Here is a 23079-nt window from a genome sequence, read left to right on the forward strand (position 1 = left end):
GCCATTATAGCCCGTGAATCTAAAATATTCCCAAAGAAAATACCACAAAAAAAGAGGTCGACATAAAAACATCGACCTCCTTAAACAACCTCACTATTAAAAACACTATGTTACATTTTTACGTTTAAAATTGTACCAAGTTTCATCAATAGTAAACCAACAGAAATAGAAGATTCCTGCGGAGAAGATGATATCACCAATCATTCGCATCCACTTCAGGGTTTGAACTACGGGCGAATACAATAATTCTGCTTCTCTAGCATAAGAATACCCTTTGGTAATAGACGTGTACGCCTGAATAATCCCAATGGGTAGTAAACTTAAAACGACCATAGCTATTAAACCAATATTTAATAACCAAAAAGCACGTTTTAGTTTGGTGTTCTGCCATACTCGATCTGAATAAAAACGGAGACAGATAATAATAAAGCCCATTCCTAACATGCCATAAACACCAAATAAGGCAGTATGGGAGTGCACAGCAGTGGTATTTAAACCTTGAATATAGTATAATGCAATTGGTGGATTTATAATGAATCCGAAGACCCCAGCGCCAATGAAATTCCAGAAAGCTACGGCAATAAAGAAAAATATAGGCCATTTGTATTTCTGAATCCAATCTTTACTTTTTAGTAAATTCCAATTTTCACGAATCTCGAAGCCCATTAAAGTTAATGGTACGACCTCTAAAGCACTAAATGTAGCTCCAAGAGCAATAGCTTGTACTGGCGTTCCCGAATAGTATAAATGGTGTAATGTTCCTATAATTCCACCAGCTAAAAATATAGCTGCAGAAGCTACCGATAGGCGGCCAGCTGTTTTAGGTGAAAGAATCTTCATTCTAGAAAAAATAAATGCGATAACAACGGTTGCAAATACTTCGAAGAAACCTTCAACCCATAAATGAACTAGCCACCATCTCCAGTAATTAATAACGGGTAGCGTACTGTTTTCACCATACATTAATCCGGAGAAAAAGAACATTCCAATAGCCATAACGGAAATTAATAAGATAATAATGAGGTGTTTTGATTCGTCATTTTTGCGAATAGCAAATACTAAATGACGACCCACCATAATTACCCATAATACCAATCCGATACCCAGGAATATTTGCCAGAAACGACCTAAATCCATATACTCATAACCTTGGTGACCAAAGAAGAAGTTAGTTGTTAAGTCTAAAAACTGATGTACACCAAGCCATTCACCAAGCATAGAGCCCAAAACGATAACAATTAAGGCGACAAATAGAAAATTGATGCCAAAAATCTGGTATTTCATTTCTTTACCAGAAATCATAGGTGCTAAAAATAGCCCCGTTGCTAACCAAGTGGCAGCAATCCAGAAAATGGCTAATTGCGTATGCCAGGTTCGTGTAATGGAATACGGTAAAACACTAGATAAATCGAAACCAAAAAAGGCCTGACCTTCCACAGTATAATGTACAGTGATAACACCTAAAATAACTTGTAAAGCGATTAACAGCGAAATAACTATGAAGTACTTTAATACCGCTCTCTGCGATCCTACTAATTGTAACTTCGACAAGGGATCGATGTTTGGTTTCTCTAAAACCTCACCTTTTTCATGATTTCTTAAATAATAATATGCCAATAGTCCAATAAATAGCAACAGTAAAACGATGGATAACCCGGACCACATTAACGAATCGTCGGTAATTAAGTTATCAATTAACGGTTCGTGTGGCCAGTTGGAAGTGTAGGTATAATCCTTTTCTGGGCGGTTGGTACTTGCGGCCCAAGAGGTCCAAAACAAAAAGGCATTCAACTGTTCTAGCTTAACGGCATCGGTTAAAGCGCCAACGGGAATGGCATATTGCTCGTGACCGTCAGAAAAAATAGAACTGTAATGTTTAATGTTTGCTGAAATAGCATTCCAACGAATTTGTGAAATAGTAATGGTTTGGTTGTCTGGATTAAACGTGTTGGTTTTAATATCTTTAATTAAACGCGCTTTTAAGGCAGCCATATTCTCGACATCCAAGTCGTTATAAGCAGTTTTAAAATCAGTTTGTGCCCAATGTTCTAACATAAACACAGCTTCTTTGTGTATCCAATCGGCTGTCCAATCGGGAGCCACATAACTTCCGTGACCCCAAATGGAGCCTACTTCCATACCACCAATAGATTCCCAAACATTCTGTCCGATTTGTATATCGGCTTTCGTGTAAACGACTTCGTTGGTTTCCTTAATTATTACTTGCTCTGGAATAGGGGGTTGGGTTTGGTATACCTCGGTCCCAATCCATATTAATACTATAAACGATAGTACGACTACGCTAATAAAAGCGATCCAAATTTTTCTCATAGTTTCTTTAGATTTTGTGGGGATTTTATCTAGTTTATTACACGTTTAACACGGTCTATACTATCCGTTTTGGATAATGATAGACGTACAATACAATCTGCCGTACATAATAAATCGTGAGGCACGTTAGCCTCTAAAGCGATTAAGTCGCCTTTTTTAAGATTGAGTTTTTCGCCATTAACACCGAATTCTATTTCACCTTCAAAAATAGCGACTACAATAGGTGATGGGGCTTTGTGTTCTTTCATGCTTTGACCTTTACGCATAGCGATTCTAATTTCTTTAGAATGATCCGAATCAAGAAGCACGCTAATGGCTGGCTTTTCGGTGTTGTAGATTAAATTATCTGTAATGGATGCTGTTTTCATATATATATTTAGATTGAATTTATTAATAATAGTAAAAGGTCTTTTTGTCCTATTTATAGTTAAATTAGTTAGGTTTTTAGATGAAAAATATCTAAATCCATATCGTTGACTAACATTAAAAGAGTAGTTTTTTCAAGCATATTTTTAAGTTCTTCTCGAATAGCAACAAAGCGATAGTGGAGTGGGCAGGGTTTCTGATCGTTGCACTGTTTGAGTCCTAAACCGCAACCGGTGTAAATAGAATCGCCATCAAGAACTTTTACAATAGCACTTAAGTTTAATAGCTGCATGTTTTCGGTTTCAATATAAAACCCGCCTTTAGGACCTTTAGCGGAATTTACAATCTGATTTTTTGTTAACTGCTGTAATATTTTGGCCGTAAAAGCTTGAGGAGAATCGATAGCTTCTGAAATAGTAATTAAACTTACTTTTTTTCCTAAACGAGATTGTTGCGCTATAAAAATAACGGCTCTTAATCCATATTCACAAGATTTTGAAAACATACTGCAGATTTAGACGGCAAAAGTAAAGCAAAAAATAATAGAGGACAATATTATCCTTTATTATTTTAAGAAAGTTTTATGTTAATTTTATCGGAAAATACGTCTCACTTTTAACGTGTTGGATTTGCCATAAAATCTCACATCGCTATAAATTTGCATACTATACTAACTCGTTTAATTTTTTCCTGCTTAAATCCTTGAAATCTGTAGGATAAATATCCCAAGCGCTTATGTTTATTTCCCGTTGATTACGCAGATGCTCGCCGATTTATTTTCAGTATAACAAAAAACAGACAGGCAACAACGTGTTTTTAGATAATTATTTAAGGGTGTTTTTTATGAAATTAAAGCGCGTTAGCGGCATCATAACCGGTTTTTATGGCGTGTGAAATATCCGCAACTTCACTACAATCGCCAACTTTAACAACATCTATTCCAGCATTGGTTAAAGCGACTGCATTAAAAGCAACAGGTCGGGCACCACTTGCCATAACGACAAAGTCGCAAGGAATTTGTTTCGCTTGGCCATTGGTGTCAACACAGTGTAAGACATCTATTGTAATATTTTTAACTTCGTGACCCGTAAACTGTTCAACGCCATAAGTCCTAAAGTTTTCGAGTAAAGTTGGTAGTACGGTGTTGCTAATGCCGTTTGCAATGGTGTCTTGTTTTTCTACAATGGAAACTTTACAACCTTGTTCGGCGAGAAATTCAGCGGTTTCACAACCAACCAAACCACCACCTATAACAACCACACGACCAGATACTTTTTGTTTTCCAGAAAGCACTTTCCAAGCGTCGCAAACGTTAGGACTATTTACTCCTGGAATTGGTGGTGTAAAACTTAAGGCGCCGACCGCTACAATTACGGCGTCGGGCGCCAAATCTAGAATATTTTGAATAGTGGCAGTTTCTCCCAATCTTAATATCACCCCTTCTATTTCTGTGGCATGAACCAAGTCTTGAACGGCACGATGCATTTCTCGTTTTCGGGGCGGTACATCCGCAATGTTTAATTGACCACCCAATCTAGTTTCTTTTTCAAATAAAGTAACCCAATGTCCTTTTTTAGCTGCCACGCGGGCCGCTTCAAGTCCTGAAGGACCACCACCGATAACCACAACGTTTTTCTTAACTTCTGCAGGTGTTATGATGCGGGTTTCTTCAAAACCGTTTTCAGCATTTAGAACACAGGCTACAAAAGCGCGATTCTGGATATTATCGGTGCAACCTCTATTACAAGAAATACAACGTCGAATATCGCAAGCATTACCAGCAGCCGTTTTATTAATCCAATCAGGATCGGCTAATAGCGGTCGGCCGAGACCAATCATATCAGCTTTACCACTTTCAAGAACGCTTTCTGCCATTTCAGGATCAATTATTCGTCCAACAGCACTCACAGGAATAGAAACTGCCTGTTTTACTGTTCCCGTTATATCAACAAAAAAACAATACGGCTGAACTCCCATTGGCGGAATAGTATCTGCCAAATTCCCGGTATGATTGGCTTGCGCTACGTGCAACATATCCACGCCAGCTTCTTCCAACCACTTGGCAAACTGTGGTGCATCCACTTCATCAATTCCACCACGGCCACGTTCAGGCGTTACTACCGGGAATTTGTATTCAAGAATCATATTTGGAACCGCTTTTTTCAAAGCATGCACCAACATCAATGCAAAGCGGGTTCGGTTTTCCAGAGAACCTCCAAACTTATCGGTTCTCATATTCATTTTCGTACTACATAAAGCACCAACCAATCTATCGCCGTGCACTTGGATTACATCTACACCAGCTTTTTCAGCGCGTATGGCACAATCGCACATTTTTATAATAATTTCTTTCAACGTTTCTTCAGTCACTTCATTCACGAAAAACTCCATATCATGATGTACTTTGGCGCGAACTTCATCAAACTGACCATTATCAAATAAAATATTGATAGCGTCGCAGTCATATTCAGGATGAAAAATTTGAACACCCAATTTGGCACCGTACAAATGAACACTATTGGCTAACAAGCGGAAACTTTCAATTTGGCTGTCATCAAACAACTTTGGCGTAGGCGCAAAGCTTCGTATAGGCGCCACATCACCCAAAACAATATAACCAACGCCTCCTTTGGCAAGTCGGGTGTAAAAAGCACGACTCTGCGGACTGATGCTGCCGTCCTTCGCTTCATATCCAGTAGTTAACGGTGGAAACATGATGCGGTTTTTAAAGGTTTTTCCGCCGATGGTGATAGGTTCGAGTATTTTCATGATTAATTTTTGAGGTAAATTATTAGCCAAATAACAGCCAATTTTTAAAGTAATCTTATTAACAAAAATAAGAATTCTAATTATTTAAACTTGACATTTAACGCCACATTAAGAAATGAAAGCCAACAGATCTCAAAGCAAAAAACTACTTTTGTATTCTTAATAAGAATGGGTTTTTTAATAGCCATTATTTATATAATATATGGAACAAAAAGACGCTAACGGATTAAATAAAACATCACGAACATTATTGCTCGCGGGGATTTTATTTGTTGCGATAAATTTACGACCAGCACTTTCCAGCATTGGTCCGTTAATAGATATGATTCGTCAAGATATTGGCCTTTCAGACACTTTATTAGGTTTACTCACGACCTTGCCTTTAATAGCATTTGGTGTCGTTTCAACCATTACGCCATTGTTTACTAAACGCTTTGGAATAGGAAATACGCTTTTAGGCGCATTGATTTTACTGGCTTCTGGAATACTAATTCGATCGTCGGGAGGGATTTTCGAATTGTATTTAGGAACTATTTTATTAGGAATTGCTATTGCTTTCGGAAATGTATTAATCCCAGCATTAATTAAAAGAAATTTTCCACATAAAGCTGGATTGGTTACTAGTTTATACTCGGGAATCATGTCACTTGGTGCGTCGTTTGCTGCTGGATTGAGTGTGCCTTTGGCTATGGAACTCAATTTAGGTTGGCGGGGATCATTAGGAATTTGGGCCGTTTTGGCTATTTTAGCTATAATTATATGGATTCCGAACATCAAACGTATTAATCGCACGCCGCCACGACGAAGTTTTAAAGAGGCCATGAAAAAATTGAGTGGCTCTAAATTAGTCTGGAAACTGGCCTTGTACATGGGACTTCAATCTATGGCTTTTTATGTTATTTTAGCTTGGTTACCGGCTATTCTATTCGACCGCGGCTTTGATGCTTCGTATGCGGGATGGATGCTTTCACTATCACAAGCTACGGGAATCATTGGCGCTATATTTATTCCTATTTGGGCAGGATCTCGAAAAGATCAGCGATTAGTAATTCTCTCTTTAGTTATTGTTGAAGTTATAGCATTAATCGGATTAATGATTCCTGGAATGGGTTTAACTGAACTCTGGGTTGGAATGATTGGAATGGTATTGGGAGGCACTTTTGGGTTGGCTCTTTTACTAATTGTTTTAAGATCTGATGATGCCGAAACAGCGGCTGAATTATCTGGTATTGTACAATCTATAGGTTATTTTATTGCCGCAACTGGACCATTTATTGTGGGTGTGATTTATGATTTAACCCATGTTTGGAATTACGCTTTAGTTTTATTGTTGGTGGTGGCACTTATCAAACTTACTATGGGTATAGGTGTTGGAAAAGACCAGAAGGTTTAATTTAAAGGAATTATTTCTTCTGAAGAAATACTTTCAATTATTATGGTATTTGGATCATTTCGTTAAAAAACCAGCCAAAATCAGCAAATATCAATACCAAAAAGTGACATAAAGGCGCGGTTTTATGCTGGTATGTTATTTGATTATTTCTATCTAAAGATTGCCAAAAAATTATAATTCTATGAAAACTCAACATACAGCTTATTCTATATTAGACCTCGCTTTAGTTTCTGAAGGTCATTCACTTAAACAAACGTATAATAACGCCCTTGAATTAGCGCAGAATGCTGAAACTTTTGGTTACACCCGTTATTGGTTGGCCGAACATCATAACGCACCTAATATTGGAAGTAGCGCTACATCAGTATTAATTGGCTATGTAGCTAGTGGTACAAATACAATTCGCGTAGGCTCTGGTGGCATTATGCTACCCAATCATTCGCCATTAATCGTCGCCGAACAGTTTGGAACTTTAGGATCTTTATATCCCAACCGCATTGATTTAGGTTTAGGAAGAGCGCCAGGAACAGACAGAGAAACCGCACAAGCCATCCGCTCGGATTTTATGCAAGCCGCACAGTCTTTTCCGAATGAATTGGATAAAATTCAAAATTACTTTTCTGTAGATAATGCAAAATCGAAAGTACGTGCCACAGTGGCAGAAGGTGTGGATGTGCCTCTTTATATTTTGGGTTCTAGTACGGATAGTGCGCATTTAGCCGCGAAAAAAGGTTTGCCTTATGCATTTGCTAGTCACTTTGCAACGACACATTTATCGAACGCTATAGATATTTATAGAAAGGAGTTTCAACCGTCAGAACATTTAGAAAAACCTTATGTTATGGCTGGTGTTAATATTGTTATAGCCGATACAGATGAAGAAGCACAGCGTTTATCAACCTCATTAATCCGTATGATTTTAGGGATATTTACGGGCAAACGCGATTTTGTCCATCCACCAACCGCAATGACTGATGAATACAAGGAAATTCTAGAACATCCGCAAATTCATCAAATGCTAAAATATTCTTTTATAGGCAGTAAAGCTAGCGTAAAAGCGCAAGTCAAAGATTTTATAGAGCAAACGCAAGCAGATGAACTAATTGCCGTGACGAACATTTATGATGGAAAGGAAAGAATTAGATCTTATGAACTGTTTGCGGAAATTATGAAAGAATTAAACGAATAAGAATTCAATTGAAGGTAATCTTATAAAAGTGTGATTATCTTTGTACAAAAATAGAGTTATGTCAAAACAGTTTTCAGATCTAGGAATTAATGCACCATTACAGAAAAGTTTAATCGCTTTAGGGATTTCGGTTCCTACAGATGTTCAGGAGAAATCGATTCCTGTAATTCTTAATCAAAAAGAAGATGTGGTTGTTTTGGCAAAAACAGGAACTGGAAAAACAGCTGCTTTTGGTTTGCCTTTATTGCAGTTAATGGATGTTGAGAACACCAATGTACAAGCATTAATATTAGCACCAACCAGAGAGTTGGGCCAGCAAATTTTTGCCAATTTAGAATCTTTTTCCAAAAATAATCCAAAAATTTCCATTGCTTCTGTTTGTGGAGGGATTCCTATAAAACCTCAAATAGAACGTTTGAAAATGCCTACACAGATTGTTGTAGCAACACCTGGACGTTTGGTAGATTTAATAAAACGTGGCGCCATTTCTATTAAAAATCTAGACTATTTAGTGCTAGATGAGGCCGATGAAATGATTAGCGCTTTAAAGGACGAAGTGGATTCTATATTAAAAGACACGCCTAAAACGAGAAGAACCTTATTGTTTACGGCTACTATGCCTGGAACGATCAAGCAATTGGTTCAAAACTATATGTCTAAACATGTGGTGCAAATTGAAGACGATATGGCAACCGTTGGGCATCAAGGTATCGATCATCAATATGTGGTTGTAGAGCCCATTGAAAAATTAGAGGTTTTACTTCACTTTTTAAATTCTAAAGAAGGCGAGCGTGGGATTATATTTTGTAAAACCAAAGCAGCGGTTAATAAATTAGCTAAAAATTTAGCGATAAATAAATTCTCTTCTGGTGCTATTCATGGAAGTTTAACCCAAGGCATTCGCGACCGGATAATGGGTCAGTTTAGGGAAGGTCATATTGATATTTTAGTGGCTACCGATTTAGCAGCACGAGGCATTGATGTCAAAGAAATTTCTTATGTGGTTAATTACCATTTACCAGACACCTATGATGCGTATGTGCATAGAAGCGGCCGAACGGCTAGGGCAGGAGCAACAGGTCTTTCTTTAACTATTTTACAGCAAGAAGAAGTTCAGGATATTGCCGATTTCGAAAAAGAATTAGGCATTAGTTTTAGTGAATTTAAAAAAGCAGATGCACAAAGTATTGAAGAAAATAACGGTTTAATTTGGGCGAAAAAAATATTCAAGATTAAGCCCAATCGTGATGTTTCTGAAGATTTTAAAGCGAAAATAAAAACAATTTTCCATCATTTAACAAAAGAGGAATTAGTCGATAAGATTTTAGCGAATTATTTGGCGGAATCGGGTTCTGAAAACTTGAAAGTTACAGGCGATAAGAAGGTTAAAAAGAATCCTAAAAAATAATTTATTGATTGTCCGCAAAATATCATATCGCTATAAATTATCATTATTGTAATGACATAATTTTTGGGCATCACAAAATAGCAAATGTTTATTCTGTTCTGCGTAAATCCGCGAAATATGCAGGAGAACTTTTCCCTGCGATTATATTTATTTCCAGTTGATTGCACAGATGTTTTCAGATTTTTTTGCTAGTATGACAAAAAATGGAGATACAAATAATTTTATCAATATAATCTCAAGGTAATAATAAAGGTTCCAAAACCTCCCAAACATTATTTGCTACTATTTTATGACCCTTCACATTCGGATGAATGCCATCAATTTGATTAAGTGATGCGATACCGCCAACATCCTTCAAAATAAAAGGAATGAATTCTAACTTATTTTTTTGAGCTAAATCAGCATAAAGCTGTCTGAATTCTGTAGTATAAGCTTGACCCATATTTGGTGGTAATTCCATACCGGCAAGAATAATGATGGTTTCTGGGCTTTTTTCACGAACCACATCTATAATAGCTTGCAAATTGGATCGTGTTTCTGTTAACTGAACCCCTCGTAAACCATCGTTGGCGCCAAGTTCCAATAAAAAGATATTTGGTGTTTGTTTAATAACCCAATCAATTCTGCTTTTCCCTCCAGCAGTCGTTTCACCACTAACGCCTGAATTGATCACCGTATAATCCAATTTTAGAGAATCTATTTGTTGTTGCAAAACTTCAGGATAACCATCATTGCTATCGTCCAGGCCATAGCCAGCCGTGATACTATCACCAAAGCACAGAATCGTTTTGGTTTCAGTTTCTGCTTCAGTAGTGGTTTCAGTTTGTTCAACAGAAGGAATGTTTTCTGTAGTTTTTTCACTTTTAGCATCGCCACAAGCGTAGAGTAGTAGCGCCAAAATAAAATAACAAAACTTTATGAGTTTAGCGGCTCTAGAGGTTGCCAGATATGAATAGAATTGGTTATTTTGAGCCTTGAACATGAGTCGTATTTAAATTGAAATTTATATGTCAAAGATATTAAAGATTACTGGGTTGGAAAAGACATATACCAGCGGTAATAAACAATTAACAGTTTTACACGATATTACCTTTGATGTTGAAAAAGGACAAACCTTCTCCATTGTTGGGCCATCCGGAAGTGGAAAAACCACCTTGCTGGGGCTTTGCGCCGGATTAGATCAGCCAAATGCTGGTACTGTGGAATTATGCGGACAAGATTTAAATAATTTAAATGAAGATCAACGCGCTCAATTGCGTAACAAAGAAGTTGGTTTTATTTTTCAGAATTTCCAATTGCTACCAACATTAACAGCTCTCGAAAATGTGAGTGTTCCTTTAGAATTGCAAGGTTCTAAAGCCGCTACAACTAAAAGCTTGGCTTTATTAGAAAAAGTAGGTTTAGGCGATCGGGTGCATCATTATCCATCCCAACTTTCTGGAGGCGAGCAACAACGGGTAGCTCTAGCTCGCGCTTTTGCGAATTCACCTTCTATATTATTTGCCGACGAACCAACTGGAAATTTGGACGAAGAAACTGGTGAAAAGGTAATTCAGCTATTACTGGATTTGAATACCGAAAACGGGACCACTTTAGTTATTATTACCCACGATTTGGAATTAGCCAACAGGACGCAGCAAATATTAAAACTTAAAGGTGGAAAAATAGTAACGAACGAACCTACATCTGTACTGTGAATAACTCCAACAAGAATCTACAAATAGCCTGGCTGTTTAAAATGGCTTTGCGCGATGCTAAAGCGAGCAAAGTACGTTTGCTGTTATTTATGGCATCCATTATCATGGGTATTGCAGCCGTGGTATCCATACAATTATTCAGTTCTAATTTAAAGGATAATATTCAGAGCCAATCCAAAACCATGATGGGTGCTGATTATATAATCGACTCCAAACAAGCACCTACAAAACGTGCACAAGCCATAATAGACTCCTTAAAACCAGATGCAACCGAAGTCAATTTTGTGTCCATGGTGGCCTTTCCAAAAAACGGCGGGACGAAATTAGTTAAGGTTCGCGGATTGGAAGGCAGCTTTCCGTTTTATGGAAAAATAAAAACAGAACCACTCTCTGCCTCAAGTGCTTACCAAGAGTCATCTGGAGCATTAGTTGATGCTACTTTATTGTTACAGTTCAATTTAAAGCCAGGTGATTCTATAAAAATCGGAGAATTAACACTTCCAATTTCTGGCGCTTTAAAATCGATTCCAGGAAGTTCGGCTATTTCTAGTTCGGTGGCACCGCCAGTAATAATTCCCTATCGCTTTATTGAAGCTACCGAATTGTTGCAATTTGGTAGTCGTAAGGAATATCAATATTTTTATAAGGCGCCACCAACTTTAGATTTAAAACAACTTAAAGATGAAATAGGTCCGAAACTGGATTTTGAAAATTCAGATATAAACACGCATACAAGCGCCACCGAACGTTTAGGAAAAAGCTTTGATAATGTTGGCAAGTTTCTGAATTTGGCGGCTTTTATAGCCTTGCTATTGGGTTGCATTGGTATTGCCAGTTCGGTACATATTTATATTAAAGAGAAGTTAAAAGCCATCGCTATTTTAAAATGCATGGGCGCATCAAGACTTCAAAGTTTTCTAATTTTTCTGATTCAAATTGCAGGCATTGGAATGATTGGAGGCATAATTGGCTCGTTAATTGGCATCGGACTTCAAACCGTATTTCCATATCTGTTAAAAGACTTTCTACCATTTACTTTAGAAATTAGCATCTCGGCTCAACCAATTTTAATAGGCGTGTTACTTGGTTTGTTTATGTCCGTTTTATTTGCGCTTTTGCCGTTGCTTCGCACCTGGTATGTGTCTCCATTAGATGTTTTGCGTGTGGATGAAAAAGCATCACAAGAACCTAGAAAAATACGCTATTTAGTTTTTGCTTCTATTTTAGTATTCCTATTTATATTTTCATTTTGGCTGATTAAAAATGCTTTATACGCCTTGGTATTTGTAGGTGCAACCGTTGTTACTTTTACCTTGTTAGCCATTGTGGCTTTAGGTTTTATAAATCTCATTAAACGGTTTTTTCCCAAACACTGGAGTTTTACGGCTCGCCAAAGTTTACTAAATCTTTTCCGGCCTAATAATCAAACCGTTGTATTGGTTGTGGCTATTGGTTTAGGCACGTTTTTAATCAGCACGTTGTATTTTACTAAAGATATACTACTATCCAAGACGGAAGTAGGACAGACCAGTCAAAATGCCAATATTATTATTTTGGATGTTCAGCCTGATCAACGGGATGCATTAGCAAAAAATCTTATTGGGAAAGATTTGCCAGTTCTTAATAATATTCCATTAGTCACCATGCGCATGCATAGCATTAAAGGAAATTTGGTGAATGCACTTCGTCAAGACAGTACGCGGCAAGTGCGCAGCTGGCTATTAAATCATGAATTTAGAACCACGTATCGCGATTCGCTTACAGCTTCAGAAGAAATATTAGAAGGGGAGTGGTTAGCTAGATTAAAGTCTGATGATCCTGTAATAATTTCCATTTCTGATAACCTGGCAGCCGATGCGAATTTAGCGGTCGGTGATGCCGTGGTATTTAATGTGCAAGGCGTATTGATGGAAACTACAGTGGGCAGCATTCGTAAAGTGGATTGGTCGCAAATGCAACTCAATTTTACCATAGTTTTTCCAGCTGGCGTTTTAGAGCAAGCACCACAATTTAATGTTCTAACCACCAATGTACCAGATGAGACGAGTTCCGCGGCTTTGCAACGGGATGTTGTAGCTAAATATCCAAACGTTTCTATTATTGATTTGCGACAAATTTTTACCCTAGTAGAAGATATATTAGAAAAAGTATCATGGATTATCAATTTCATGGCATTCTTTAGTATTCTTACAGGCATTATCGTTTTAATTGGTTCCGTTAGAACCAGTAAATATCAGCGAATCAAAGAAAGTGTCTTGTTAAGAACGCTGGGCGCGAAAAACGCACAGATTTTAAAGATTTCGGCTTTTGAATATCTGTTCCTAGGACTTCTAGGAAGTTTAGTTGGAATTATTTTAGCACTAATAAGCAGTTTATGTTTGGCCGTATTTGTTTTTAAAGAACCATTTTCACCGTCAATAATTCCTTTTCTGGTTTTTTTACCCGGAATTACAATTTTAGTTTTAACGATAGGATTAAGCAATATTCAAACCGTTTTACGAAGCTCTCCGCTAGAGGTTTTACGCCGAGAGGTTTAGATACCCTGCTGACACTTTTGTTGTGTATTAATAAGTTTTGAGCTAAAAATTGCGTAAATTGATTTACAAATTTTAAATAAAAACAATGATAAACACTCTATTATTACAAATACCCACTAACGCTCCAAATCCAGGAGACAGTGGTACTGTAGATTTAACAAAGCCATTCGATTTAATTGTTTTTATTATTCTGCCTATAATAATTGTCATCCTTTATTTTATATGGAAACGGAATAAGAAACGAGATGGTGATACATAAAAGATATTATTAAATAGATTGTAGATTACAGAAGATATTTAATATTTCGTCTCAAACGAAAATATTAAAGTATTACTTTTCAACCTTACAGAAAAAAATTAATTGGAAATTCGAGGTGTAATTATAAACTTATTTCGGCAGGTAATTATCTTCACTAGATTATAAAAACCAAATCATTAATCACTCTTTTTGAGTAAATGTTCATAAGCTTCCATTCCTTTTGTGTGTGCAAAAATAACTTTTATTACTCCAACAATAGGAAGGGCAATAATTGCGCCTACAGTACCCCAAAGCGTGGAAAATAGAATAATACCAAATACAGTAAAAAAGGGATTCAAATCCGTTTCATCACCTATAATCCATGGCGTAAGAATATAATTTTCGACCAATTGAGCTACGGAAATCACAGCAAGCACAATAATTGCAGGAGTAGTACCTCCATATAAATACGATAAAACTAGAGCGATACCACCACCTATAATATTTCCAACATAAGGAATAATTGAAAAAAGTGCACCAAATAAGGCTAAAAACAATGCATAAGGTACAGAACCAAGTAAAAAGCCAAGATAATAGATTACGAACAAGAAAATCATAATCTTACTTTTCCCAAAAAAATAACTACTAACAATGTTTGATGAATCACTTAAAAGAGCCGTCATTCCAGAAGAATTAGAACTCAATTTTTTAAAGAAATTAATAAATCGACTTTTCTGCATTAATAACAGAACGATGTAAACAAAGATGATAAGTGATTGTGAAAGGACATTCATAAAAGACGATAAAACTGCACCTGCTACACTTTCTACCTTATCAACCAACCGTTTATTATTGTCTATATAATCTTTATAATCCCAGTTTAAGTTTTGGTTAGCCCATTCACTTAAGCCGTTCAATTTCTCCGTTCCCTTTTCTTTTATGGTCGGCCAATCTTCAGCCATATTATTTATTTGCGAACCTACAAGCCACGATAGTAATGAAAATGTCACCACCATTACTAAAATAGACGTTGTAATAGCTAACCAATTTGGCAATCCCCAATGTTTAAGTTTTACCGTTAATTTATTTAATAAAACAGCAACAATGGTAGCAACTACTAATGGTAATAAGAGACTCGATCCAAAATACAGTAGCGACAAAATACCTCCTAAAATTAGGAGCGTTTTAATTAAATAACTACCTGAAATTTGTATTTTGTTATCACTCATAAACTATATTTTTAAGTAAGAATTTATTGCAGTTGTTATTTCATGTTACGTAAAGTTAAATTTTCCATTGCGCTTTAAAGCCTTTTTATTTATTATTTTTAAAATTTGTTATTTAAAAGTATAATTCAAAATGGGAATTATCAGCTCTAAATTAATAAATAATGCATTTTAAAACCTGCTTGGCTTTTTATAGGGATCTGAAAAAATAAATTTGAGTGTTCTTTTAATTGCTATTATCAGAAAAAAAATTATAAATTAGTTGAAACTGAAAAATAACTAAAATAGAAATTAATGAATCCAATCGACTATATAATTATTGGCTTAAAAGTAATTGTTGGCTTAAGTATTTTAAATGTTTGGTTAATTCAGCCCACAAAACCAACGAAATGGCGAGGTGGTGATGCTACAACTATTATTGAAGAATTTAAAGTTTATGGCTTATCAAAGACCTTTTGCTATGTAATTGGATTTTTAAAAGTTAGTTTAGCTTTGATATTATTGGCATCGATTCAATTCGATTCTTTAACTTTAATTGGAAGTATTGGTTTAGCCGTTTTATTATTAGGATCGATAATCATGCATTTAAAAGTTAAAGATCCCTTATTTAAATCTTTTCCAGCCTTTTTATTTATTGTATTTAACCTGGTAATTATCTTTTTTTCTATTTAAAAGTAAATTGAAAAGGCTTTTAAAGCAATAAATAAATTTAAAACCGCAAAGCCGAAAGAGGGAGAAGATTTGAAAAAATTATCTTTAATTTTAATTCTTACCGCAAATCCCGCAAGCATAAGCAAACACAATCCTAATGAAGATATTATTAGCAGAATAGGACTAAAAGAGAGACCAACTATTAAACCTACTGCGCCTATTAATTGAAGATATCCAGTAAGGTTTCTAAATTTTGGTAAGCCATATCGCATAAATTCTGACGCAATAAATTTGGAGTAAAAGCAATTAATTCCGAAGAAAATAAATGCCAAACAAGAAAACCAAGTTAGTGCGGTAAGTAAATCCAATGCGTTTTATTTAAAGTTACAATTTACAACAAGATTATAATAAAGCTGTAACTATTTAAAGCAACATAATGATTTTATATAGTATCTGTTTTTAATTAGATAAATATGAGAATTTTAGGTGAAATGCATTTCATCCTTTGATAGCATTAAAATGCAAAAACCAAAAACCAACAAACAATTCTCCTATTTAAAAATCCATAGTATAACTTTAAAAAACAGGAACAGTTCGTCAAAAATCACGTATATTTAGCATTCACTTTTTAAGCTAAAATCCCTTTAAATCTATGAAGAACCTTTCACTTTTATCCTGCCTGCTTGTCGTACTATTATTTGGTTGTAATGAGCTTAATCCTAAAGGTGAAAAGCAGGTGCGTGAGTTTGTAAAACAGTGGAATGTAGACCATACGCAACTAAAGTATCCTTACCTACAAGATGACTATATGGATGTAGTTACGTATTACGGAAAAAAGCGCACTAGAATCCAAGTGCAGCAGGATAAGAAATCACTTTTTCAGCAATTTCCAGATTACACCCAGGCTATTTTAAACAACGAACTTGTTATCACGAAAGAGGCTTCAAATTATTTAGTAACCTTCATCAAACATGTCAAATATGACGGTATAGAAGCAGAGTATCCATCGTTTCTTTCTGTGATTAATAGAAATGGTGATTTTAGAATACTACGAGAAGGCATCGATGAAAATTTTAAAGACCGCGATGCGCCTATTTTTCCAAGTTTTAGCGCAAATAGTGTAATTCTAGCTAATACAAGGAAACTCTACGGTGATTTTAATGGCGACGGACTTTCAGACTTTGCAACGGTTATTTCTCCAGAAATAAGCACTAAAACTAATCCAGAGTCTCAAAATAGTGATGTTGTAGAATGTGAAGACGGCTGCAACAGCGTAATCTCCTTTAGTAATCAGGATTTAGAACCCATTACAATTAAAGGAGCGTATCAATCAAAATTAGAAAACCTTAAAGACCTTAATGGTGACGGCGCAGACGAGATTGGTTTTTGGGATATAAAACCCACCAGCAAGAGCTTATATGTTTTTAATGCAACCAATAGTATGTTGCTTACCGAACCTATTATCATTAATACAACCGTACATAAAAACCTTAAACTTATTGATGTTTTTAAAAAAACAGGTCCAAATAAAATTACCGTTACGCGAAGTGCTCAAGTTGACGGAAAGTGGGTTTTAAAGAGCGAGGTGATTGTATTGGATTAAAGAAGAACAGCTATTTCGCAAGTGATTTTTGTGGTCGTTATGAGTGGTTCTTTTTTGTAAGCAAAACAAAGATAATGTTGTGGTTTTATAGGTCACAAACTATCTAAAGGAGTTAATTTATCAGAAAACGAGGCACTATGTTACACACTATTTTATTAGAACGCGAAATATACGCATCAGAAGAACATAAGATGATGCAAGAAATGATTCAAGATTTCATTCACAATGAAATAATGGATCATATAGACGAATGGGAAAAAAAGGGCATGGTTAGCCGAGAAATCTGGGAGCGCGCTGGAGAATTAGGCTTACTATGTATTGATATGCCTGAAGAATATGGCGGAAGTGGTTTAGACTTTAGTTTTAGTGCTTTATTTATTGAAGAATTGGGGAAAGAAGGTATTACTGGCGTCGGTTTTTCATTACACTCCGATATTGTGGCACCCTATCTTTTAAAATACGGTACCGAGGCTCAAAAACAAAAATATCTCCCAATAATGGCTTCCGGAAAAATGATAACTTCCATTGGTATGACCGAGCCCAGCTGTGGTAGCGATCTTAAAGCTATTACAACAAACGCCGTAGATAAAGGCGATCATTATTTGGTAAACGGACAGAAAACTTTTATTACCAATGGTTATATGTGCGACATGTCCATAGTTGCTGTAAAAACTAACGTTGGAACCGAGAAAGAAGGCGTGTCTTTATTAATCATGGAAAGCGCTTTGGAAGGTTTTGAGAAAGGCGTTCCTTTCAAAAAAATCGGTATGAAATCCCAAGACACCTGCGAGTTATTTTTTGATAACGTGAAAGTTCCTAAAGAAAATTTATTAGGAGAAGAAGGATTAGGATTCAAAATTATGATGACGGAATTGGCTCGCGAACGTTTAACCGTAGGTTTAAATGCTATTGGTGGGGCAGAAGGCGCCATAGAAAAAACGATTGCTTATACTTCCACAAGAACTGCTTTTAATCAACCTATTGCCGGATTCCAAAATACCCAATTTAAATTAGCAGAATGTGCAACAGAATTACAAATGCATCAAGCGTTTTTAGATCGTTGTACTAAATTATTATCGGAACATCAGCTAACGGCTGAAAGTGCTTCTATGGCTAAATATTCAGCAACAGAAATGCATAGTAAAGTAGTGGATGAATGTCTGCAATTTTTTGGCGGTTATGGTTATATGTGGGATTACCCCATTGCCAGAATGTATGCCGATAATAGAGTCGCTAGAATTTATGCTGGAACCAATGAAATAATGAAATTACTCATTGCTCGCGGCTTGTTTAAAGAGTTGTTTCAGGAAATGAAGAAAGGAAAAAAGAATTAAGATTAATAACTATGTATTTATTTTAAAGACTCCCAAATCTGGCCTATCGAAGATTTATCGTAAAATTTGAAATGAAGATGGCGTAAAATTTTAGATAGCCTGTCTTGAGCGCAGTCGAAAGGTTCGAGCATGCTAAATTGTTAATTAATCACTTTGTATCAAGCGAGTTCCTAAAATTTAGGCATCGAATGATAAATTTAGATATGGGTTCGTAAGCCTAGACTTTTTTGTTTCTTTTTTGGGCAATGCAAAAAAGGAAAAAATCAAAAGTTTAAGACGGTTAATTATGACTTAGATTAGATTGAAAAAGCCTACTCAAACGTATGTCGTTGTTCCGCAGTTGAAGAAGCATTTAATAATTCATTAAATAGTTTTATGCTATTAAAATCGCGGGTGATTTCTCCAGAAACTGCAATTCCTGAAATTCCGGTTTCTAAAATGTCTTTAACATCATCTGTGTTTATGCCACCGACACCAATAATGGGTATTGGCGTTTTTAAAACATCTGTAATTGCCATAAAACCTTTTAAACCTAATAATGGAGGCAAGTTTTCTTTCGTGGTTGTTTCTCTAAAAGGGCCCAAACTTATATAATCGATTGCTTTATCTAATAATCTTTCACAATCTTCCAAAGTGTTGGCTGTTCCGCCAATCATTTGCCAGCTATGTAAATGTTTTCTAGCAACAGTAGGGCAGACGTCAGTTTGACCTAAATGCACACCATCGGCTTTAACTTCTTTGGCTATCTTGTAATTATCGTTTATAATTAACCGCGTCTGGAAATGCATGGTAATTTCTCGAGCTTCTAGAGCTATTTTTATATGTTTTTTTTCTGAAATATTTTTCAACCGTAATTGTACTAATTCTGCACCAGATGAACAGGCCTTTTGGATGTTTTCCAAATGTTCTTTTGGCGAATTTCCTTGAGATATATAATGTAGTTTTGGTATGATCATTTTTAAAAATTTATGGAAAATTCTATTTCTTTATCCTTTTTCTAATTATTTCAGGGTCTCTACTTGTATGAAAAATGCCAATAACTATAATTTGTTTCTGATTTTCTTCAAATAAATAGTAAATCGCATAAGGAAAACGGATAACCAAAGATTGCCGAATCTCCTTATATTTCAATTGATAATGTTCTGGATACGCGCCAATATAATTGATTTCTTTATTGATCTCTGCCTTAAATTCTTAAGCTAATAATTTGTTTTTATTGAGATACCATGCTTTTGCATTCCGTAAGTCTACTTATACAATGGGCAGCAACTTAATTTTATAGCGCATTACCAATCGTTCTTTACATCATTCCAATCCAAAACATCATTAGGATTGTTTTTGTATGTTTTTAAACGATTATCTAATTCCATTTTATGTTCCGCAGACAAAGCTTGGTAAGCTTCTTTTTCACGCTTCATTACGCGTTCCAAAGTATCGATAATGCTTTCACTGTGAATATTAAACAGTTCCTGTATAAATTGATATTTCCGTGCTTCCAAATCCATAATTAGTAATTTTGTAGCATAACAAATGTACAATTTTTATTCCAAATTTTTAAAATGTTAGATAAGATGAAAACCATTGTTTTAGGGTATAAGGATACAAAAGAGGATTAAATTTCTAATGGCCTAAATGGATGCGTTATTCGCTTATCAATATGTGGTACAAGATAAATACTTTGGGTGGGAAATGGGAATTAAAAATGCTTTTTAGGATTTATGTTTTGTTAGAAGAATGAGAACATAAGAATCAAATTTTCTGTTTCTAGCTTAATGAATAATTATTCTCTATGAACTAAAACATTAGTTTAAACTAAATAATTAGTTATATTTGTTTTCATCTTATTTCTAATTCTATGAAAAATTTTCTCCTAACACTTGTTTTTCTATGCTGTAGTTTAGGTGCAGTAGCTCAAAGCACAACCTATTATAAGCACCTAATTTTTCGTGAAACACCATTTTCCACAACCGAAGGAAGAATCCCACTAACAGAAACGGAAGCCCAAAAAGTCAATCATTTTAAACTAGACTATGATTCATCTAATAGATTAGTATTAGTTGAATATAAATACGCCCAAAATCTAATCGACTTAAACAGAAGCGGTATTCTGGATGGTAAAAGAGCATTGGCTCCAAAAACGCAAATAATATATTCCGAAAATACAGAAACACGCTTGTTTTTTGATGCTGATAATCAACCAACAACCAATGGCATGGGTGTATTTAAAGAAGTATATGCCTATAGTAAAAACGGAAAACGAATAGGTTTAAAGTATTTCAACAAAAATGAGGAACCTATAAATAACAGCTGGAATATTTTTGAATATACCTGGAAACAAATCAACAACAATTCTGTATTAGAAACCAGAAAAGATGTTACTGGCGTACATGTAACTATGCGTCCGTATTATAAATTCTATAACGTGCTATACAAATTCAATGAAAACGGCATGTTACAATCCATGAACAACGTCAATGAAAATATGAAGCTCATAAATGATGAAACAGGAATCGCCATTGATCAAGCCATATATGATAAAAATAAGAACCTCGTGCGTTTTAAATTTTTCAATGCCGAAAACAAACCAGCTGTTGGTTCCTTTTTAGAAACAGCTGGCGGTTTCGCAACCTATGATACCAATGGAAATTGTTTAAAATACGCCACCGTTGGTTTAGACGGAAACTACAAAGTGGATATACGAAGTAATGATGCGTACTCAAAATATAAGTTTGACAGTATAGGCAATCTAATCGCGTATAGTAGTTATGATATTGATAACAAAATACAGAATAAGAGAGGCGTTACAAACGTAAAATACATCTATGATCAAGATAATCCCGTACAGCTTTTAAAAACCGAATTATACCATACAACACCCAATGAAACCGTTAAAGATTCTATTCTTAACAAGTTAAATACCAAGATTGAAAAAGAAAAGCTAGTCGAAGATTTTAATCACGTATTAGAAACCTTAAAAGACCATCCCTCACAATTTCAATTCACGGATAAAGCATCCTATGAAAACCTGGTAAACAGGCAACGCGGTAAATTAAAAGATTCCATGACGGTTACCGAATTTTATCAAGTAACAGCGCCTATAGTTACAAGTTTAGGCTGTTTACATACGCGCATAGTGGATACGCGCTTTTTCAGAACACCACAAAAGTATTGGTTACCACTAATCGTATGGTTTAAAGATGAAAAAATGTATGCCCTAAACAATTGTGTCGAAAATACAGAAATGAATGCCGGTTCTGAAATTTTAGAAATTAACGGAATCGCATCCAGTAACATATATAAAACACTAAAAACAACCATCTCGGCAGATGCCTTTAATCAAAATTTTTACCGAGGCGATTTAAATGTGAATTTTTTATACTACTACCACAGTTATTTTGGTTTTGCTTCAGAATACACCATAAAATTTAAGCCCTATAATGCTGAAAATGACATTACAACAACCTTTCTAATTGACGAGCCGGCTCCTAACTATAAAGTAGACATCATCAAAACCCCAAGATTAGGCATCGTGATGAACAACGAAAACAAAACCGCCATCATCAAGATTAAGAATTTCAATTATTTCCCAACAGGTAGAGAAAACATCGATTATTTTAAGGAGACCATAGATACCTATATGAAACAAATAAACGATGAAAACATAACAAAAGTGGTTTTTGATTTAAGAGGAAATAGAGGTGGAAACCCAGAATGCACCACATATATACTTTCCTATATGATTGATAAAGAAATTAATTTTTATGAAGATAATCAGCTCAACAAAAGCCGAAACAGACCCATAACCGTTAAACCCCAAACCACGAATAACAGTAGTAATCGTAAAATATATATGCTTACAGATGGTCGTTCGGCCTCGGCAACCGCACAAATGTTAGCCGTTGTAAAACACAATCAGTTAGCCACTATACTAGGCGAAGAATCAGGAGGCATCTACAGCACACATCCTGGTAGAGCTGTCCCATCAACTAAAAACACAAAACTAGCTTTACAAATAGGCACAGAACGGGAATCTGTTCATGTGCCTGAATTAGCACTAGACCAAGGTATACTTCCAGATAAAATGATTCCGATGACATTAGGGAACCTATTAGAAAATAATGACCTGTTGTTAGATTATATTTTTGATGATTGAATTCTATTGTATCCAAACAAGACTATCTTTAAGATACTGTTATTTGAAAAGTATGTAAAATAGAACCCGAAATGATTCTAGTTGGTATTTTTGCATATCACAATTTGACCTATAAAACTCTGCTGCCATATTCCCTTGAGATATATAATGGAGTTTTGGTATAATCATGGATGCGTTTTTTAAT

At 35.4% G+C, this 23079-nt stretch carries 19 protein-coding genes; 10 read left to right on the top strand and 9 right to left on the bottom strand.

The window, feature by feature from the left end; translation table 11 throughout:
- Positions 1–105: 105 nt before the first annotated feature.
- The 4 genes from BZARG_RS00925 to bilR all read right to left on the bottom strand — a co-directional run bounded on the left by BZARG_RS00925 (position 106) and on the right by bilR (position 5466).
- Positions 106–2331 carry a nitric-oxide reductase large subunit gene (locus BZARG_RS00925; RefSeq protein WP_008634369.1) on the bottom strand — a complete coding sequence of 742 codons (2226 nt, stop codon included), beginning with the start codon at positions 2329–2331 and terminating at the stop codon, positions 106–108.
- A gap of 29 nt (positions 2332–2360) precedes the next feature.
- Positions 2361–2699: a cupin domain-containing protein gene (locus BZARG_RS00930; RefSeq protein ID WP_008634189.1), complete on the bottom strand. Its 339-nt coding sequence runs from the start codon at positions 2697–2699 to the stop codon at positions 2361–2363.
- A 68-nt stretch (positions 2700–2767) separates the two neighbouring features.
- A complete protein-coding gene (locus BZARG_RS00935) occupies positions 2768–3202 on the bottom strand; it encodes an RrF2 family transcriptional regulator (protein ID WP_008634735.1) in 435 nt (144 codons plus the stop codon).
- Between the two features lie 344 nt (positions 3203–3546).
- Positions 3547–5466, bottom strand: a complete 1920-nt coding sequence (bilR, locus tag BZARG_RS00940) for a bilirubin reductase, long form (RefSeq protein WP_008634439.1) — start codon at positions 5464–5466, stop codon at positions 3547–3549.
- A gap of 202 nt (positions 5467–5668) precedes the next feature.
- Here bilR and BZARG_RS00945 point away from each other — a divergent pair, with 202 nt between their 5' ends.
- The 3 genes from BZARG_RS00945 (at position 5669) to BZARG_RS00955 (ending at position 9456) form a co-directional block, all read left to right on the top strand.
- A complete protein-coding gene (locus BZARG_RS00945) occupies positions 5669–6859 on the top strand; it encodes a CynX/NimT family MFS transporter (protein WP_040287869.1) in 1191 nt (396 codons plus the stop codon).
- 181 nt (positions 6860–7040) lie between these two features.
- Positions 7041–8048, top strand: a complete 1008-nt coding sequence (locus BZARG_RS00950) for an LLM class flavin-dependent oxidoreductase (RefSeq protein ID WP_008634341.1) — start codon at positions 7041–7043, stop codon at positions 8046–8048.
- Between the two features lie 58 nt (positions 8049–8106).
- Positions 8107–9456, top strand: coding sequence for a DEAD/DEAH box helicase (locus BZARG_RS00955; RefSeq protein ID WP_008634639.1), 1350 nt, complete (start codon positions 8107–8109; stop codon positions 9454–9456).
- A gap of 235 nt (positions 9457–9691) precedes the next feature.
- Here BZARG_RS00955 and BZARG_RS00960 read toward each other — a convergent pair whose 3' ends face one another.
- Positions 9692–10438, bottom strand: coding sequence for an arylesterase (locus BZARG_RS00960; protein WP_008634423.1), 747 nt, complete (start codon positions 10436–10438; stop codon positions 9692–9694).
- 25 nt (positions 10439–10463) lie between these two features.
- Here BZARG_RS00960 and BZARG_RS00965 point away from each other — a divergent pair, with 25 nt between their 5' ends.
- The 3 genes from BZARG_RS00965 to BZARG_RS00975 all read left to right on the top strand — a co-directional run bounded on the left by BZARG_RS00965 (position 10464) and on the right by BZARG_RS00975 (position 13949).
- Positions 10464–11153: an ABC transporter ATP-binding protein gene (locus BZARG_RS00965; RefSeq protein ID WP_040287870.1), complete on the top strand. Its 690-nt coding sequence runs from the start codon at positions 10464–10466 to the stop codon at positions 11151–11153.
- A gap of 41 nt (positions 11154–11194) precedes the next feature.
- The gene (locus BZARG_RS00970; protein WP_008634455.1) at positions 11195–13690 is read left to right on the top strand and encodes an ABC transporter permease; all 2496 of its coding nucleotides are present in this window, start codon (positions 11195–11197) and stop codon (positions 13688–13690) included.
- An 85-nt stretch (positions 13691–13775) separates the two neighbouring features.
- Positions 13776–13949 (top strand): hypothetical protein, encoded by a 174-nt coding sequence (locus BZARG_RS00975; RefSeq protein ID WP_008634278.1) that lies wholly within the window; start codon positions 13776–13778, stop codon positions 13947–13949.
- Positions 13950–14125: 176 nt separating this feature from the next.
- Here BZARG_RS00975 and BZARG_RS00980 read toward each other — a convergent pair whose 3' ends face one another.
- On the bottom strand, positions 14126–15157 hold the full coding sequence (locus tag BZARG_RS00980; RefSeq protein WP_008634725.1) for an AI-2E family transporter: 1032 nt from the start codon (positions 15155–15157) through the stop codon (positions 14126–14128).
- A gap of 291 nt (positions 15158–15448) precedes the next feature.
- Between BZARG_RS00980 and BZARG_RS00985 the strand changes: the two genes are divergently transcribed.
- A complete protein-coding gene (locus BZARG_RS00985; RefSeq protein ID WP_008634634.1) occupies positions 15449–15826 on the top strand; it encodes a DoxX family protein in 378 nt (125 codons plus the stop codon).
- On the opposite strand, the gene BZARG_RS00990 is transcribed toward BZARG_RS00985, so the two are convergent.
- Positions 15823–16173, bottom strand: coding sequence for a DoxX family protein (locus BZARG_RS00990; protein ID WP_008634243.1), 351 nt, complete (start codon positions 16171–16173; stop codon positions 15823–15825). The genes BZARG_RS00985 and BZARG_RS00990 overlap by 4 nt on opposite strands.
- A 284-nt stretch (positions 16174–16457) precedes the next feature.
- On the opposite strand from BZARG_RS00990, the gene BZARG_RS15135 reads away from it, so the two are divergent.
- A complete protein-coding gene (locus BZARG_RS15135; RefSeq protein ID WP_008634654.1) occupies positions 16458–17408 on the top strand; it encodes a hypothetical protein in 951 nt (316 codons plus the stop codon).
- A 137-nt stretch (positions 17409–17545) separates the two neighbouring features.
- The gene (locus tag BZARG_RS01000; protein ID WP_008634762.1) at positions 17546–18742 is read left to right on the top strand and encodes an acyl-CoA dehydrogenase family protein; all 1197 of its coding nucleotides are present in this window, start codon (positions 17546–17548) and stop codon (positions 18740–18742) included.
- 311 nt (positions 18743–19053) lie between these two features.
- Here the strand turns inward: BZARG_RS01000 and thiE are convergent, their stop codons facing one another.
- Both thiE and BZARG_RS01010 read right to left on the bottom strand, forming a co-directional pair.
- Positions 19054–19698, bottom strand: coding sequence for a thiamine phosphate synthase (gene thiE, locus BZARG_RS01005; RefSeq protein ID WP_008634225.1), 645 nt, complete (start codon positions 19696–19698; stop codon positions 19054–19056).
- Between the two features lie 330 nt (positions 19699–20028).
- Complete coding sequence (locus BZARG_RS01010; protein WP_008634396.1) at positions 20029–20247, bottom strand: addiction module protein; 219 nt, start codon at positions 20245–20247, stop codon at positions 20029–20031.
- A 350-nt stretch (positions 20248–20597) separates the two neighbouring features.
- On the opposite strand from BZARG_RS01010, the gene BZARG_RS01015 reads away from it, so the two are divergent.
- Positions 20598–22895: a S41 family peptidase gene (locus BZARG_RS01015; protein WP_008634499.1), complete on the top strand. Its 2298-nt coding sequence runs from the start codon at positions 20598–20600 to the stop codon at positions 22893–22895.
- Positions 22896–23079: the final 184 nt, after the last annotated feature.

The sequence above is a fragment of the Bizionia argentinensis JUB59 genome (assembly GCF_000224335.1).
GTDB classification, from domain to species: Bacteria; Bacteroidota; Bacteroidia; order Flavobacteriales; family Flavobacteriaceae; genus Algorimicrobium; species Algorimicrobium argentinense.